Annotated in this window: 13 protein-coding genes; 2 read left to right on the top strand and 11 right to left on the bottom strand. The window is 72.3% G+C overall.

The window, feature by feature from the left end:
* Positions 1-75: 75 nt before the first annotated feature.
* Complete coding sequence (locus tag AAEP86_RS02230) at positions 76-2,511, bottom strand: lamin tail domain-containing protein (RefSeq protein WP_420368939.1); 2,436 nt, start codon at positions 2,509-2,511, stop codon at positions 76-78.
* 99 nt (positions 2,512-2,610) lie between these two features.
* Positions 2,611-3,861 (bottom strand): ROK family protein, encoded by a 1,251-nt coding sequence (locus tag AAEP86_RS02235; protein WP_420368940.1) that lies wholly within the window; start codon positions 3,859-3,861, stop codon positions 2,611-2,613.
* Positions 3,862-3,958: 97 nt separating this feature from the next.
* Here AAEP86_RS02235 and AAEP86_RS02240 point away from each other — a divergent pair, with 97 nt between their 5' ends.
* On the top strand, positions 3,959-4,414 hold the full coding sequence (locus AAEP86_RS02240) for a GNAT family N-acetyltransferase (protein WP_420368941.1): 456 nt from the start codon (positions 3,959-3,961) through the stop codon (positions 4,412-4,414).
* Positions 4,414-4,746, top strand: coding sequence for an MGMT family protein (locus tag AAEP86_RS02245; protein WP_420368942.1), 333 nt, complete (start codon positions 4,414-4,416; stop codon positions 4,744-4,746). The genes AAEP86_RS02240 and AAEP86_RS02245 overlap by 1 nt, the downstream gene beginning before the upstream one ends.
* A gap of 34 nt (positions 4,747-4,780) precedes the next feature.
* Here the strand turns inward: AAEP86_RS02245 and AAEP86_RS02250 are convergent, their stop codons facing one another.
* The 9 genes from AAEP86_RS02250 to sucC form a co-directional block, all read right to left on the bottom strand.
* Complete coding sequence (locus AAEP86_RS02250; RefSeq protein WP_420368943.1) at positions 4,781-5,272, bottom strand: DUF805 domain-containing protein; 492 nt, start codon at positions 5,270-5,272, stop codon at positions 4,781-4,783.
* Positions 5,273-5,283: 11 nt separating this feature from the next.
* Positions 5,284-5,709 (bottom strand): DUF805 domain-containing protein, encoded by a 426-nt coding sequence (locus tag AAEP86_RS02255; RefSeq protein ID WP_420368944.1) that lies wholly within the window; start codon positions 5,707-5,709, stop codon positions 5,284-5,286.
* Between the two features lie 129 nt (positions 5,710-5,838).
* Positions 5,839-7,758: an ABC transporter ATP-binding protein gene (locus tag AAEP86_RS02260; protein ID WP_420368945.1), complete on the bottom strand. Its 1,920-nt coding sequence runs from the start codon at positions 7,756-7,758 to the stop codon at positions 5,839-5,841.
* Positions 7,755-9,578 (bottom strand): ABC transporter ATP-binding protein, encoded by a 1,824-nt coding sequence (locus AAEP86_RS02265; RefSeq protein ID WP_420368946.1) that lies wholly within the window; start codon positions 9,576-9,578, stop codon positions 7,755-7,757. The genes AAEP86_RS02260 and AAEP86_RS02265 overlap by 4 nt, the downstream gene beginning before the upstream one ends.
* 735 nt (positions 9,579-10,313) lie before the next feature.
* Complete coding sequence (gene purH / locus AAEP86_RS02270) at positions 10,314-11,948, bottom strand: bifunctional phosphoribosylaminoimidazolecarboxamide formyltransferase/IMP cyclohydrolase (protein WP_420368947.1); 1,635 nt, start codon at positions 11,946-11,948, stop codon at positions 10,314-10,316.
* Positions 11,945-12,538: a phosphoribosylglycinamide formyltransferase gene (gene purN / locus AAEP86_RS02275; RefSeq protein ID WP_420368948.1), complete on the bottom strand. Its 594-nt coding sequence runs from the start codon at positions 12,536-12,538 to the stop codon at positions 11,945-11,947. The genes purH and purN overlap by 4 nt, the downstream gene beginning before the upstream one ends.
* Before the next feature lie 53 nt (positions 12,539-12,591).
* The gene (locus AAEP86_RS02280) at positions 12,592-14,634 is read right to left on the bottom strand and encodes a DUF6350 family protein (protein WP_420368949.1); all 2,043 of its coding nucleotides are present in this window, start codon (positions 14,632-14,634) and stop codon (positions 12,592-12,594) included.
* A 148-nt stretch (positions 14,635-14,782) separates the two neighbouring features.
* A complete protein-coding gene (sucD, locus tag AAEP86_RS02285) occupies positions 14,783-15,673 on the bottom strand; it encodes a succinate--CoA ligase subunit alpha (RefSeq protein ID WP_420368950.1) in 891 nt (296 codons plus the stop codon).
* 14 nt (positions 15,674-15,687) lie between these two features.
* Positions 15,688-16,857 carry an ADP-forming succinate--CoA ligase subunit beta gene (gene sucC / locus AAEP86_RS02290; RefSeq protein WP_420368951.1) on the bottom strand — a complete coding sequence of 390 codons (1,170 nt, stop codon included), beginning with the start codon at positions 16,855-16,857 and terminating at the stop codon, positions 15,688-15,690.
* Between the last annotated feature and the right edge of the window lie 170 nt (positions 16,858-17,027).

Consider the following 17,027-nt stretch of genomic DNA (forward strand, 5'->3'; position numbering starts at 1 on the left):
AACGAACGACATCCCCGATGTCGTGCGACGTCGGGGGTGTCGTTCGGGGTCGGCCACGCGGTCGGGCCGCCTGCGCTAGGCGGTGCGCGCCGCTCGACGACGACGTACGACCAGCACGCCGGCGCCGGCCGCGAGGAGCAGCAGCGCGGCCGCGATCCCGGCCGACAGGTCGGCGCCCGTGAACGCCAGCTCACCGGTGGCCGGGTCGATCGTGATCGTCGTCCAGCCCAGGACGGTGCCGTCCGCGGCGGTCACCACGATGCGGTGCTCGCCCGCGGGGGCGTCGGCCGGGACGGTCACGGAGACCGTGCCGTCGACGGCGACCGTCACCGTGCCGAGCAGCGTCGGGGTCGAGAACATCCACACGTCCACGCGGTCGCCGGCGTACTGCCCACCGACCCCGATCGTGATCGTCTCGCCCGGACGGGCCGACGCCGGTGCGGAGACCGAGCCGCGGTTCGCCTCGGTCAGCGACGACTCCGACGGAGCGACCGGGGCGGACGGGGTCGGGGTGGTCGAGCCGCCGCCCGGCGTCGGGGTCGGCGTCCCACCGTCGCCCGGAGCAGGGGTCGGTGTCGGCGTGCCACCATCGCCCGGAGCCGGGCTCGGGGTCGGCGTCCCACCGTCACCCGGCGCCGGTGTGCCACCGTTTCCGTCACCGTCGCCGGGCGCGGGCGTCCCGCCGGAACCGTCGTCGGTGCACGGGTAGGTGCCGGTGCGGATCGAGTGGTCGTCGGTCGCGGCGTCGTCCGCGTAGAACGTCGCGCGGGAGCCGTCGGTGCAGACGTCCGAGATCGCGAAGCCCTCGTTGGCGAGGTCGGTGTTGGCGTTCGCCGGGGCGTCGTACGCCGTCTCGGCGGCGAAGGCGCCGTCCTGCACGGAGAACAGCGCCGTGCGGCCGTCGCAGACCTCGTCGCAGACGACCCACAGGGCGTCGAGCGTCGGGTCGAACTGCACGTCGGCGACAATCGGGAACGGGGTGCTGATCGTGGCGACGCGTTGGGAGGACCCGTCGTCCATCAACGCGTAGGCGTAGACGGACGCGGTGCCCTCGACGCCCACGAAGAACAGCCCTGCGCCGTGGCCGGCGTACGCCGACGGTGCGTAGGCGGCGCCGGTGTGCTCGTCCACGAACCCGTGTGCGGTGAGCCACGAGTCGGGGATCCAGGTGACGCCCTCGAGGCCGGAGTTCGCTCCGAGGCCCGGGAAGTCGGCGGCGAGGTTCCAGTCGTCGGTGGCGTTCAGCGACGACTCGGAGCCGTCGGTCGTCGCGAACCGCAGCACGGCCGGACGGCTCACCGAGGACGCGTCGTTGTTCCGTTCGGTCGAGACGTACACCGCGCCCGGGTCGTCGGCCGCGACGGTCACGCCCTCGGCGTCGGGCGTCCCGGATCCGTCGGCGTAGTGGAGCGTCGTCCCCGCGGCGTTCGTCGGGTTCCACCCGCCGGTGCCGTCGGAGGTCAGATGGTAGAGCAGTCCGTCACCGTTCTGCACGCCCCACAGGACGCCGCCGTCCCGGGCGGTGGCATCCGCCTGCCAGTCGAGGCCGCTCATGTCGCCGCTGTAGGTGCCCGCCGCGTCCGCGACGGTCTCGTCCGGGCTGCCGGGCCAGGCCTCGGTCGGAACGACCCCGGCGAAGGTGTTCGCCGCGCCCTTCGTCGGCGCGGAGGTCTCCGCGAAGTCACCGGTGCCGTCCGGGTTCCGGCCGTAGGTGGTCGCTGCGTGCGCCGTCCACGTGGACGAGTCGACGAGCGTCGTGCCGTCGGCCGCGAGCAGGCGGACGGCGTCCGCGCCGCCGAGCCCGAAGCCGAACTGCGACTGCTCGAGGACCGCGAACGCGCCCGGCGCGATGGTCGTCCCCGCCGGGATCGTGTACTCGTGGCCGCTCTTGTCCGGCTCGCTGTCCGTCAGCCGGTAGCCGCCGAGGTCGAACGCGGTCGTACCGGTGTTCGTCAGCTCGACCCAGTCGTCGCCGCCGTTCGCGTCGCTCGACTCGATCTCGTTGATCCGGACCGGCGAGCAGCCGTTGGCCGCGCCCTTGGTCCGCGTGAAGGTGTCGACGAAGTCCCCGGTCCCGTCGGCGCAGCGCCCCCAGGTGACGTCGGCGTGCGTCGTCCAGGAGTACGCGAGCACGAGCGTGTCCGACGTGTCGAAGAGACGCGCGGAGTCCTCGCCGCCGAGCCCGAAACCGAAGCCCGGCCTGCCGTTCTCCGGCTGGTCGATGACCGTGTACGCACCCGGCGCAACGACGGTGCCGCTCGGCAGCGTGTAGCCGTGCGAGTCCTCGTTGTCGCGGAACGTGAAACCGCTGATGTCGACCGCCGTGTCCGAGGTGTTCTCCAGCTCGACCCAGTCGGTGTCGTCACCGTTCGACTCGACCTCGTTGACGACCAGGCCGCGGTAGGACGCTGGCGCGTCGGCGGCGAGTGCCGGGGTGGCCGTCAGGACGCCGGCTGCGACGACGAGGCCCGTCGCGATCGTGGCGCCGAAGCGGAGGGCAGGAGTGCGCATGCAGAGTCCTTCTCGGGAGTTCGGGGGGGGGACCTGCACGACTGTTCAGCATCAGGACGTCCGGCCGGTGGCGCGGAGGTGAACGACGGGTGTCGCGGATCAGCGCCGGATCAGCAGCGTGCTCGCCCGCGGCGACAGCGCCGCGTCGAGCACGAGGCACGCCGCACCGACCGCGGCCACGTCGGCCCCGCGCTCGCTCTCGTCGACGACCACCGGGTGCTTCGGGACGAGCAGCGGCGAGTCGACGATCGCCGACCGTGCCGCGGGCAGCGCCGCGCTCGACACCCGCGACCAGAACGGGCCGCCGAACACCACCCGGTCCATGTCGAGCAGGTTCACGATGAGGACCACGGCGTTGCCCATCACCGTGCCGATGTCCTGGGCGAGGCCGATCGCCGTCGGGTCCTCGGCGACGATCGCCGCAGCGACCTCGTCCCAGGCCCGGTCCACCGCGGCGACGTCGTCGTCCGCGTCCCCGCCGGACAGGGCGAGTCCGCGGGACCGGCCGATGCGCACGAGCCGGTCGGGGGCGACCGCCGCTCCGACCTCACCCCGGGTACCCGAGCCGTCCGGGGTGCCGGCGAGGGCCCCCTGGTCGACCATGATGTGGCCGGCGTCCCCGGCGTTCGACCCGACACCACGCACCGGTTCGTGGTCGACGACGAGCCCGACGCCGAAGCCGGTGCCGAAGTACACGAAGGCGAAGTTCCGCGCCGACGACTCCCCCGCCAGGAACATCTCGCCGACGACCGCGGCCGTGACGTCCTTCTCGAGCAGCACCGGGTAGCCGGTGGCCTCGGCGAGCGCGTCGCGCAACGGGACGTCCCGCCAGCGCGGCAGGAACGGCGGGTCGAGGACGACACCGGCGTCGACGTCGATCGGACCGGGGCTCGCGATGCCGACGCCGAGCACGGCGTCGACGTCGACCTCGGCGCTGGTCACGAGCCGGTCGACCGCGCTCGCGACGGTGCGGACGACCTCGGACGGGTCGTCCGCCGTGGGCGTGGACGTGGTGGTCTCGGCGACGACGGTGCCGGCCAGGTCGAGCAGCACGTAGGTGACGACGGCGGGGTCGACGTGCACGCCGACGGCGTACCGGCTGCTCGCCTCGAGCCGCAGGATCGTCCGGGGCTTGCCGCGACCGGACACGACCGTGCCGGACTCCGCGATCATGCCCGCCTCGATGAGGAAGCGCGTCACGTTGGAGACCGTCTGGGCGCTGAGCCCGGTGCGCGACGCGAGTTCGACCCGGCTGAGCCCGTCGGGTGAGCGGCGGACGGCGTCGAGGACGACCGTGCGGTTGAACCCGCCGAGCGAGGGGAGGTTCGCCCCACGCCGGTGTTCTCCCATGCCGCGACCATACCGCGCAGCCCGGGCCGCAACGGTCCGGTGACGGTCTCCCTCGCGCGCTGGCCCCCGCACGGGTCGCACCGTTAGCCTGAGCGGCATGACGGACCTCCGCCTCGAAGAACTCTCCGCGTCGACCGCTGCCGCGGCCAACTCGCTCACGCTCAAGCCCGGCCAGGAGCAGTTCGTGCAGCCGACGACCTACGGGGTCGCTGAGTCGGACGTCAAGCCGAGTTCCGCCTGGACCCGTGTCGTGCTCGACGGCGACCACGTCGTCGGGATGATCATCGGCACCTTCGACCAGGACAACTCCGAGGAAGAGCTCCGCAGCGCCATCTGGCGCGTGAACGTGGCGGCGTCGGCGCAGGGCCGCGGCGTCGGACGGTTCGCGGTGCACGGCCTCGCGGACGAAGCGCGGAGCCGTGGTCTCGAGCGCCTGACCGTCGTGTACGAGCCCGGCGGCGACGACAGCCCCGAGGCGTTCTTCCGCGCCGTCGGGTTCGAGGTCGTCCGCGAGACCCAGTACGGCGACCACTTCGCGGTCCTGACGCTGTAGTGGCGGACGACGCCGCCGACTTCGGTGCCGCCGTCGCCGAGGTCGTCCGGCTCATCCCGGCGGGCCACGTGATGACCTACGGGGACGTCGCCGCGGTGCTCGGTTCGCGGGCGTCCCGCGCGGTCGGCAAGGTCATGGCGCACGAGGGCGGCGACCTGCCCTGGTGGCGGGTGGTGCGCTCCGGCGGGCTGCCACCCGTGCACCACGAAGCGCGGGCGCACGAGCACTACCGCGCCGAGGGCACGCCGCTCGTGCAGGGCGCGTCCACCTGGCGGATCGACATGCGGCGCGCCCGCTGGTCGCCCGCGACGGACGCCGAGGACCCGTTCTGACCTCTGCGCGGCAGCCCGTCGCCGGGTAGCAGCCTCACGCGTCGAAGCGTTCGCCCGCCGGGTTCGACCGGTCCGCGAGCAGCACCCAGGCAACGATCTGCAGGAACGGGACGAACCACAGGACCGTCCACCACCCGCTGCGGCCGGTGTCGTGCAGTCGGCGCACCGACACGGCCACGGTGGGCAGCAGCATCGCGAGTCCGACGACCGACGAGAAGACGGTCAGCACCGTCTCCGCCGTGGCGGTCCCGGCAGGGACGTCCTGGTAGCCGACGGCGAGGGTCGAACCCGTTCCGTCCACCATCGACGACCGGGCGACCTCGACGAGGCCGACGAGGTCCGGCAGCACGAGCGCGGACGCGATGCCGGCGAGCACGGCGCTGACCAGGGCGGACCAGAACGTCCACCACCAGAACTCGGCGCGGGACGCACGGCCGTGGAACGTCGACCAGCCCCGGACGGCCCGGACGAAGGCGGCCCCGGCACCGACCCCAGGCCACGGCGAGCCGGTCGGATGGCGCTCCACGCCGGCGGCCGTCACGCGTCGAACCGCGAACCGCGGGCGTTCGACGGCAGCAGGAACACGACGAACAGCACCAGCGACCCGACCCCGACGAGCACGTGCAGGAACTGCCAGAAGCCGGACAGGTTCGCGTCGTGCAGTCGACGGGCACCGAGGGCGAGGGAGCCGATCAGGGTCGCGAGCGCCCAGAGCACGAACAGGTACGAGCCGACCGGGTTCTCGAGCACCGGGGAGTCCGGCGTGAAGGCCTGCGGCACGAGCTGCAGCACGAGGCCGATCGCGAACGACGTGATCCACCACCACCAGAACTCGGACCGCGAGGCACGCCCCGTGAACACGGTGTACTTCTTCCAGAACCGTCGGAGGGCCTCGGTGAAGGGTGCCCCGTAGAAGGGGTCGCGCAGGGCGACGCCGCCGGGCTGCACGCTGTCGTTGCTCATGCCCCCAAGCCAACCACGTCGAACCACGGACCCGACGTGGAACCAGGGCGACTGCGTGGTTCCACGTCGGATCCGTGGTTCGTCGTCCACGGCCCCCACCGGGGCGGGGCCGTGGACGGGGCCGGGTCGCTACACGAGCGAGTCGCGCCAGGCCGCGTGCAGCTGCGCGAACCGTCCGGTGCCCGAGATCAGGTCGGCGGGTGTGCCGTCCTCGACGATCCGGCCGTACTCCATCACGAGCACCCGGTGGGCGATCGCGACGGTGGACAGACGGTGCGCGATGATCACGGCCGTGCGGTCGGCGAGCAGGGTCTCCAGGCCCTCCTGCACGAGTCGCTCGGACGGGATGTCGAGCGACGCCGTGGCCTCGTCGAGGATGAGGACCTTCGGGTCGGCGATGAAGGCCCGCGCGAACGAGAGCAGCTGCCGCTGCCCCGCCGAGACCCGTCCACCGCGCTTGTTCACGTCGGTGTCGTACCCGTCGGGCAGCGCCATGATGAACTCGTGCGCGCCGACCGCCCTGGCCGACGCCTCGATCTCGGCGCGGGAGGCCCCCGGCTTGCCGAGTGCGATGTTGTCCGCGACGGTGCCCGAGAACAGGTACGCCTCCTGCGTCACCATCACGATGGCGCGGCGCATGTCCTTCGGGTCGATCTCGCGCAGGTCCACCCCGTCGAGCCGCACCGACCCGCGGGAGGGGTCGTAGAAGCGCGCCATGAGCTTCGCGAGCGTCGACTTGCCGGCGCCGGTGGACCCGACGAGCGCGATCGTCTGCCCGGCCGGGATGTGCAGGTCGAACTCGGGGAGTACGACCTTGCCCTCGTTGTAGGCGAACTCGACGCCGTCGAAGTCCATCTTCCCGCTGGCGTCCGGCAGCTTCACCGGCTTCACGGGGTCCGGCACGCTGGGCCGCTCCTCGAGGACGCCGGAGATCTTCTCCATCGCCGCCGACGCGGACTGGTAGCCGTTGTAGAACATCGCCAGTTCCTGCGCCGGGTCGAAGAACCGCTTCGCGTAGAGCGCGACGGCGAGCAGCGCACCGACCTCGAGCGTGCCGCCGACGATCCGGAAGCCGCCGACCACGACGACCGCGGCGAGGGTCACGTTGCCGATCAGCACGAGCACCGGGTCGAACGTCCCGAACAGGTTGAACACCTTCGTGTTCGCCACCCGGTAGTCCTCGACGAAGCGGCCGTACTCGTCGCGGTTGCGGGACTCCTTGCGGAAGGCCTGCACCGCCCGGATGCCCGTCATCGTCTCGACGAAGTGCACGATGACGCGTGCGGAGGTGACGCGGGTGGCGCGGAACAGCGTCTGCGAGTTCGTCTGGAACCAGCGGATCAGGAACCACAGCGGTACCAGCGACACCGCGAGCACGAGCCCGGAGGTCGGGTCGAGGACGACGAGCGCCACCGCCGTGAACGCCATGTAGAGCACGCCCTGGATGAGCTGGTTGAGGCCGGAGTCGAGCAGCTCGCGGATCGAGTCGAGGTCGCTCGTCTGGCGGGAGATGATCCGGCCGGACGTGTAGGTCTCGTGGAACTCCAGCGACAGTCGCTGCGTGTGCAGGAACACCCGCTTGCGCAGGTCGAACAGGATCGCCTGGCTGATCCGCGCGGCGAGCACGGTGTACCAGGCGGTCAGCACGGCGCCGAGGACCGCGACGACGATGTAGGTCCCGACCACCGCGAACGCCGGCACCCAGTCGTTGCGGTCGAGGACGGCCGGCAGGGCGTTGTCGATGCCCCACGCGATGAGCGCCGGGCCCGCGACGGTGCCCGCCGTGGAGACGACCACGACGACGCCGAGCAGCACCAGGCGGAGCTTGAGCGGCGCGGCGAGCGACCCGAGGAGGGCGAGGGAGCGGCGCCGCAGGCGCTTGCTCTCCGCCTTGGTGAAGTCCTCACGCTCCTCGCCCCGCACCCCCAGGGTGGTGATCGATGCGGTGACGGGCGCGGCAGACTGCACGGCCGGCGTCGCCTCGATGTCGGGATCCGTGCCTCCCGGCAGGTCGGCGGTGCCGACGGGACGGTTGTCCTGCTGGGTCATGCCATCGCCTCCTCTCGTGCGGTGGCGTCGTCCTCGTCGAGCGACGAGATGACGTAGCGGTAGTGGTCGTTGGTGGCCATCAGCTCCGAGTGGGTGCCGACAGCGGTGATGACGCCGTTCTCCATGAGCGCGACGCGGTCCGCGAGCGTCACCGTGGAAGGACGGTGCGCCACGATGAGCGACGTCGTCTCGGCGAGGACGCGACGGAGCCCCGCCTCGACCCGCGCCTCGGTGTCGACGTCGAGCGCGGACAGCGGGTCGTCGAGGACGAGCACCGACGGCCGGGCCGCGATCGCGCGGGCCAGGGCCAGTCGCTGCCGCTGCCCGCCCGAGAGCGACAGGCCCTCTTCCCCGACGCGAGTGTCGACGCCGTCGGGCAGGTCGTCCACGAAGGACGCCTGCGCGATGTCGAGGGCCTCGCGCATGAGGGCGTCGGCCTCGTCACCGGACACGTCCGGACGGCCGAGCAGCACGTTCTCGCGCACCGTCGTCGAGAACAGGGTGGCGTCCTCGAAGGCGACTCCGACGTGGCGACGCAGCTCCTGCCGGGTCAGCGACCGGATGTCGACGCCGTCGATCGTGACCGAGCCGCCTGTCACGTCGTACAGCCGCGGGACGAGCGACAGCAGCGTGGTCTTGCCGCAGCCGGTCAGGCCGACGAGCGCCATGGTCTCGCCCGGCTGCAGCTGCAGCTCGACGCCGTTGATGAGGTCCGGGTACTGCGGTGCCGAGTCCTGGTAGCGGAAGTGCACGCCGTTGAACGACAGCGCACCGTGCGGCTCCGCGATCGTCTCCGGGTGCTCGGGGTCGGTGATGGTGTTCTCGGAGTCCATCACCTCGAAGAAGCGGTCGACCGCCGTGCGGGTGTCGAACGTCATCGAGAGGAAGAACCCGATCGACTCGATCGGGAACCGGAGCACCGTCGCGGTCGCGAAGAAGGCGAACAGCTGTCCGACCGTGAGCTCCCCCTGGCTCGCGAGCCAGATGCCGGCGAGCAGGCACAGGGCGAACGCGACGTCGGGGACGAGGAGCAGCCAGAGCCAGATGCTGGCGATCGCCTTCGCCTTCTTGATCTCGGTGCCGCGCAGCGCCTCGGCCTGCTCGCTGAACTCCTCGAGCTTGTGGCCGCCGCGGCCGAACGCCTTGAGCACGCGGATCCCGTGCACCGACTGCTCGACGCTCGTGGCGAGGTCGCCGACCTGGTCCTGGCTGCGCCGTGCGACGACGGAGTACCGGCGTTCGAACAGCAGGCCGTTGATCCACAGCGGGATGGAGGCCACGAGGAAGATCAGCCCGAGCAACCACCCGAAGGTGAAGAGCACGACGAAGCCGACGGCGATCGTCACGATGTTCACGACGAGCAGCACCACGCCGAACGCCAGCCACCTGCGGATGAGCGACAGGTCGGACACCGAGCGGGACAGCAGCTGCCCGGACTCCCAACGGTCGTGGAACGCGACCGGCAGGTCCTGCAGCTTCGCGTACAGCGCGTTGCGCATGCTCGTCTCGATGCGCGTCGACGGGCGCATCACCATCCGGCGGCGCGAGGCGATGAAGAACGCCTCGAGCGCGCCGAGGGCGAGCACCGCGAGGCCGGCCGGCCAGATCTGCGCGTCGTCCTTCGAGGACAGCGGACCGTCGACGAGCCACTGCAGGACGTACGGGATCGCGAGCGCCACCAGGGAGGCACCCATCGCCGCGGCCATGCCGGCGATGAGGCGGCCCTGGTAGGGCTTCACGTAGGGGTGGATCCGCGCGATGGCACGGAAGGTCGAGGGGCGGTCGGTGGACGGGCGCGCCTGGTCTGGCGTCTTGGACATGCGGTTGCGTCCTCGTGCGTCGTGCCGGGGCCTGCTGGCCGGGAGCCGCTGTCGCGGCAGGTCCGGTCTGGAGGCTCGGTGTCCGTTGCGTGGTGGTCGTCGGCCGAGCGGACGGGTCGCGGTCCGGCCGTGCGCACCCTGGGCGGGTGCGCTGCGGTCCGGTCGCGGTCGTCCACCGCCGCTGGTGTCGCGCGGCGTCGGTTCGGTCGGAGTGCACCGGGGGACCGTGGTCCTCCGGAGTGGTCAGGCGTGGGCTCGCGCGGGCCCGTGCTCGTCGCCGCCGCTGGTGTCGCGGTGGCTCGTCGCGTGCTCGTCGCCGTCGGGCAGGGCCCGGCGGCTCGTCGCGTGCTCGTCGTCGTCGGTCGGTACCGACGGCTCGTCGCTGGCTGCGGGAGACAGCCCTACGCGGACAGCGGTGCCGTGACGGCGGGCGCACCCCGGTACGGGTGCGGCGCGACGGCCGCGTGCGCGGGACGCGGACGTGTGCCGCGTGCGCCGCCGAACGGTCGTGCGTCGGGAGCGGTCCCCACGAGGGACACGACATCCGCACGGGCATCCGTCGCCACGATTCCGGTCGTCGTGTTCATCGTCACTCCAGTCGTCGTCTTCGTCACCGTTGTGTCCGCGGTGCAGCCGACCCGGGTGCACCTGTGTGGAGCGGGGCCGTCGGCTGCCTGTCGCGGAGCCTTACAGACTATTCAGAGGAAGTCACAGCGCGCAACAGGTTTCCTCAGATCAGTGGAAGAAGTGCCGCTCGCCGGTGAAGTACATCGTCACGCCGGCCGCCTTCGCCGCGGCGATGACCTCGTCGTCGCGGACGCTCCCGCCGGGCTGTGCGACCGCACGGACCCCGGCGTCGAGGAGCACCTGCAGGCCGTCCGCGAACGGGAAGAACGCATCGGACGCCGCCACGCTGCCGGCGGCCCGGTCGCCGGCGCGGTTCACCGCGAGGTGGCACGAGTCGACCCGGTTGACCTGGCCCATCCCGACACCGACGCTCGCGCCCTGGTCCGCGAGGAGGATCGCGTTCGACTTCACCGCACGGCTCGCCTTCCACGCGAACGCGAGGTCGGCGAGCGTCTGGTCGTCGGCGGGCTCCCCGGCGACGAGGTCCCACGTCGACTGGTCGAAGCCGGTGAAGCGGTCGGCGTCCTGCACGAGGAAGCCGCCGGACACCTGCTTGACCTCGCGCGACGCGAGGGCGAAGTCGCTCGGCAGCGTCAGCAGGCGGATGTTCTTCTTGCGGGAGAGGATGTCGACGGCCTCGGGGTCGAACGCCGGGGCGACGACGACCTCGGTGAAGATGTCCGCCACGGTCTGGGCCATGGCCACGGTGACCGCGCGGTTCGCGGCGATGACCCCGCCGAACGCGGACAGCGGGTCGCACGCGTGCGCCGCGGCGTGGGCGGAGGCGATCGGGTCGGCGGCGTCGGCCGGGGCGATCGCGATGCCGCACGGGTTGGCGTGCTTGATGATCGCGACGGCGGGCTCGTCGAAGTCGTACGCGGCACGGACGGCGGCGTCGGCGTCGACGTAGTTGTTGTACGACATCTCCTTGCCGTGCAGCTGCGTGGCCTGGGCGATCCCGGTGCCGTCCTGGCTCGTGTAGAGCGCAGCGGCCTGGTGGGCGTTCTCGCCGTAGCGGAGGGTCGCGTGCAGGTCCGCGGTCACGGACAGGCGCTCGTCGAAGGCGCCGGGGGTCTCGAGGTCCCCGCTCGTGGTCGGCGCGGCGGCCTCCGCGACCACGTCGGTCGCGAAGTACGACGCGACGGCGGTGTCGTACGCGGCGGTGTGCGCGAAGGCCTGGGCGGCGAGGCGCTTGCGGAACTCGAGCGTCGTCCCACCGGAGCGCACGGCGTCGACCACCTCGGCGTAGGAGGCCGGGGACACGACGATCGCGACGTTCGGGTGGTTCTTCGCCGAGGCACGGACCATCGCGGGACCGCCGATGTCGACGTTCTCGACGACGGTCGCGGTGTCGGCACCGGACGCCACCGTCTCGACGAACGGGTAGAGGTTCACGACGACGAGCTGGAACGCCTCGATGCCGAGCTCGGCCAGCTGCTGCTCGTGGGACTCGAGCCGCAGGTCGGCGAGGAGACCGGCGTGCACCGACGGGTGCAGCGTCTTCACGCGGCCGTCGAGCGACTCCGGGAACCCGGTCACGCTCGACACGTCCGTGACCGCGAGGCCCGCGTCGCGGATCGTCTGCGCGGTGGAGCCGGTCGACACGATCTCGACGCCGGACTCGGCCAGTGCCCCGGCGAGCTCGAGCAGTCCGGACTTGTCGCTCACCGAGATGAGCGCCCGCCGCACGGGGACGGTGTCCCGGTCGCGGTACAGGCTGGGGTCGGCGGCGTGCACGCTCATGCGCTCGGGGTGCCCTTCAGGTCGGTGGTGCCGTTGGCGATGTCGAGGATGGTCTGGATGAGGAGGCGTCGCTCGACCGGCTTGATGCGGTCGTGCAGCGTCGACTCGGAGTCGCCCGGCAGCACCGGGACGCGTTCCTGCGCGAGGATCGGCCCGCTGTCGACGCCGTCGTCGACCTGGATCACGCTCGCGCCGGTCTGCTCGACGCCGGCCGCGAGGGCGTCCCGCACGCCGTGGGCGCCGGGGAACTCGGGCAGGTACGCCGGGTGGGTGTTGATGATGCCGGGTGCGAACTCGGACACCACCGCGGGCGGCAGCAGCCGCATCAGGCCGGACAGCACGAGCAGGTCCGGGGTCCACGGGCGGATCTGGGCCGCGAGCTCACGACCCCACTCCGCTCGCGTGTCGAAGCGCGAGAACGGCACCGTGAAGGTGGGGATCGAGTACTCCTCGCCCAGCTGGAGCCCCTCGGCGTCGCGGTCGGCACCGATGGCGACGACCCGGGCGGGGTACTCCGCGTCGAGGGTCGCCTCGAGCAGGGCCCGGAGGTTCGAGCCGGTACCGGAGATCAGGACGACCAGTTCGAGCACGGGGACAACCCTACCGGCCAGCCCGTCGTGCGACGGCGGTCGGTCCGTCGGCGCTACCGGTCGCCCTTGGGACGGCGCCACCAGGGCAGTTCGTCCTCGGGGATCTGGTCGGTCGCGTCCCACTGCCGGGTCGGCGTGGTCGGACGCCGCGGTCCGGCGTCGTCCGGACGCGCGGCGGGCTGGTCGACGGCACCGGTCTCGTCGACGTCGTCCCGGCCGGCGACGAACTCCTCGGTGCTCCACGGGAACGCCGGCTGCGCTTCGGTACCCGGAGCAGTGGGCACGGGTGCGGCACCGGACGGGCGGTGGTCGTCGCGGTCGACGTCGGCACCGGTGACCCGGTCGCGGAGCTCACCGGCTCGTCCACGCACGCCGTCCGCTGCGTCGCGCAGGCGGTCACGGATCGCGCCGACGCCGCTGCGCGCGGATCGCGGTGCACCGGACACGCGGTCCGCGGCCACGACGTCGGTCCGCGCCCAGGCCGGCAGTTCGACGTCCGCGTCGGGGTCCTGCCGCACCGTCGGCTCGTCGGTGGTCGACCCGTGGGAGGCCGACGGGGCTGCCCGACCCGGGGCGCTGTCGCGTGCCGGGGCGACGTCGCGCGCCGGCTCGTCGTCGTGCGCCAGGTGGCCGTCGTCGTCGCCGATCGGCTCGGTCGGCTGGTCGATGCTCGCCGACGGCGTCGCACGCGACCCGGATCCGGATCCGGATCCGGACCCACCGTGGGTCTCCTCGACCACGAACCGGTGCACGTTCGTCGTCCGGCCGGCACCGGCCTGGTCGAGGGCGGCGAGGAGCGACCCCTCGTGCTCGGCGACGACGGCGTCGGTCTCGTCCTCGGACTCGTGCCAGCGCCCGCGAGCCCACGGGCGGTCGGGCAGCGTGACCAGGTCGGTGCCCGCGGCGAGGGCGACGACCGCCGGCACACCGACCTCGAGCGCGGCGAAGGCACCGACGACGAGTGCGTGCGGGCCGACGTCGGCGAGCCGTCCGGGGCCGAACGACCCCGAGGTGAGCCACGCGACGAGCCCCGCCAGCACCCCGGCGACGAGACCGGCCGCCACGCCCCCGAGCGCCCGGTGCAGCGCGGAGTTCGCACTGCCGAGCGCCGCCACGAGCCGGGGGCGCAGGAGCCCACCGGCGGCGAACCCGGCGACGACGGGCACGAGCACCCAGACCAGGCCGAACGTGTGCCCCGACACCGGCAGCGCTCCGAACACCGGCAGACCCGGGATCGGCCCGAGCGTGGTCCCGATCGGGGAGACGCTGGACCCGGTCCCGATCGCGAAGCCCGGTCCGACGAGCCAGGACGTCGCCCAGCCGACGAAGTCCGGCAGGAAGGCGAGCTGCCCGACGGTCAGGGCGATGCCGCCGACGACCCCGGCGTGCGAGCGCTCGTACAGCGAGATGACCTCGGCGAACGAGGTGAAGAGCAGGAGGGCCGCGACGACGCCGGCCACGGCGACCACCGCGGCGGTCGCGGCCGTCCCGGCCCGGAGCCCGAACGCCGCGACCGCGCGCCACGTCGCGGGGATGCGGTCGACCAGGTCGAGGGCGCGCTGGGTGACCGGGTCGGCGGGCAGACCACGCCGCCGCCGGCAGACCTCGGACGTCACGACGGCCGGCACCGCGAACCAGAGCGCCGGCAGCACGACCGCCTGCCAGAGCGTCGGTTGCACCGCGGCGGAGCGGGTGGACAGCGCGACGGCGAGGCCGAGGGCCGCGACGACGGCCGTGCCGACGAGGAGCCCGGTCGTCCGGTGCTCGGTCTCGGCGAAGCGGCGTCCGGCGCGGCCGGCGAGCCACGCCGTGACGATCGCGAACCCGAGGGCGGCGAGCGTGACGTGGATGGGGTCGGCGGCGCCGCTGACCCCGGTCGACTTCGCCAGCGCGGCGCCGAGCAGGAAGGACACGTCGACGCCGTGCCCGACGAGCCAGACGCTCCCCGTGGCCTTCCAGAAGACGTCCCAGTCGATCTGCAGGCCGTACTCGAAGCCCCAGAGCAGCGTGAGCGGGACCAGGGCGATCCCGAGGCCGACGCCGACCGTCACGACCGCCTCGATGGCGGCGAGCAGTGCGGTTCCCAGGCGGTTCATCGCAGCGAGGATACGTGCCCGCGCGCCCGACCCGGGGCAGCCGCGCGGCTCCTGTGGAGAACGTCCGGCACCGCGGACGACGGGAGGCGCGGTGCCAGCCGGCACCGCGCCTCCCGGCAGCGTCCTCAGCAGGTCGCAGCGTGTCCACTCACCTCGCCGCGGCGACCACCTCGCGCAGCAGCGCGGCCGTCTCGGACGGCGTCTTGCCGACCTTCACGCCGGCGGCCTCGAGCGCCTGCTTCTTCGCCTCGGCCGTGCCGGCGGAACCGGACACGATCGCGCCGGCGTGTCCCATCGTCTTGCCCTCCGGCGCGGTGAAGCCCGCGACGTACCCGACGACCGGCTTCGTGACGTGCGCCTTGATGTAATCGGCCGCACGCTCCTCGGCGTCGCCGCCGATCTCACCGATCATCACGATGGCCTCGGTCTCCGGGTCGGCCTCGAACGCGGCGAGCGCGTCGATGTGCGTCGTCCCGATGACGGGGTCGCCGCCGATGCCGATGGCGGTGGAGAAGCCGAGGTCACGGAGCTCGTACATCATCTGGTAGGTCAGCGTGCCGGACTTCGAGACGAGACCGATCGGGCCCTTGCCGGTGATCGTCGCCGGGGTGATGCCGACGAGGGACTCGCCCGGCGTGATGATGCCGGGGCAGTTCGGGCCGATGATGCGGGTCTTCCCGCCGAGTGCCTTGGCGTGCGCCCAGAACACCGCGGAGTCCTGCACCGGGATGCCCTCGGTGATGACGACGACGAGGGGGATCTCGGCGTCGATGGCCTCCATCACGGCGTCCTTCGCGAACGCCGGCGGCACGAACACGATCGAGACGTCGGCACCGGTGGTGTCGATGGCCTCGCGCACCGAGCCGAAGACGGGGAGCTCGACGTCACCGTGGGTGACGGTGGTGCCGGCCTTGCGGGCGTTGACGCCACCGACCACCTGGGTGCCGGCCTTGAGCATGAGCGCGGTGTGCTTCGTGCCCTCGCCGCCGGTGATGCCCTGGACGATGACCTTCGAGTCCTTGTTGAGGAAGATCGACATTGCTCTGGTGCTCCTTACGCCGCGGCCGCGGCGAGCTCGGCGGCCTTCTCGGCCGCATCGTCCATGGTCGCGGCGACGGTGACGAGCGGGTGTGCCGCCTCCGCCAGGATCCGGCGACCCTCGTCCACGTTGTTGCCGTCCAGGCGCACGACGAGCGGCTTGGTGGCCGCGTCGCCGAGGATGCCGAGTGCGGCGACGATGCCGTTCGCGACGGCGTCGCAGGCGGTGATGCCGCCGAACACGTTCACGAAGACGCTCTTCACCTGCGGGTCCCCGAGGATGACGTCGAGGCCGTTGGCCATGACCTCGGCGGACGCACCACCGCCGATGTCGAGGAAGTTGGCGGGCTTGACACCGCCGTGGCGCTCACCGGCGTAGGCGACGACGTCGAGCGTGGACATGACGAGTCCGGCGCCGTTGCCGATCACGCCGACCTGCCCGTCGAGCTTCACGTAGTTCAGGCCGTGGGCCTTCGCCTTGGCCTCGAGCGGGTCCTCGCTCGCGGTGTCCTCGAGGGCCGCGTGCGCCTCGTGGCGGAAGTCGGCGTTCTCGTCGAGCGAGACCTTGCCGTCGAGCGCGAGGATCCGGCCGTCACCGGTGCGGACGAGGGGGTTCACCTCGACCAGGGTGGCGTCCTCACCGGCGTACACGTCGTAGAGCTTCACGAAGACGTCGGCGACGGCGTCCTGCAGCTCGGCGGGGAAGTTCGCCTGCGCCGCGATCTCGAGCGCGGCCTCCTTGTTGATGCCGGTGAGGGGGTTCACCTCGACCCGTGCGAGCGCCTCGGGCTTCTCGACCGCGAGCTGCTCGATCTCCATGCCGCCCTCGACGCTGGTGAGCGACAGGTAGGAGCGGTTCGCCCGGTCGAGCAGCACCGAGAAGTAGAACTCCTCGGCGATGTCGGCGCCCTGGGCGACCATCACACGCTGGACGGTGTGGCCCTTGATGTCGAGGCCGAGGATCGCCTGCGCGTGCTCGTACGCCTCGTCGGGGGTCTTCGCGACCTTGACGCCGCCGGCCTTGCCGCGACCGCCGACCTTCACCTGCGCCTTGACGACGACCACGCCGCCGATCTGCTCCGCCGCCGCCTTCGCCTCGTCCGGGGTGTCGGCGATGATGCCCTGGAGGACGGGGACGCCGTAGGACTCGAAGAGGTCCCTGGCCTGGTACTCGAAAAGATCCACGCTGTTCTTCTTCCCGCACGGTTCGTGCGATCGGCATCGGTTTCCCGGTCGCGCACTCACCATCGAGGGTCGCTCGATGTCGAGACAACGGCCGGACCCGAGCCTAGCGCTGGTCGGTGGACGTCCGGTGCGCGGGTCCCGAGTCGCGTCCCGAGGGGCCCGTCGTCCGC

It is taken from the genome of Curtobacterium sp. L1-20, assembly GCF_048755855.1.
Classification (GTDB): domain Bacteria; phylum Actinomycetota; class Actinomycetes; order Actinomycetales; family Microbacteriaceae; genus Curtobacterium.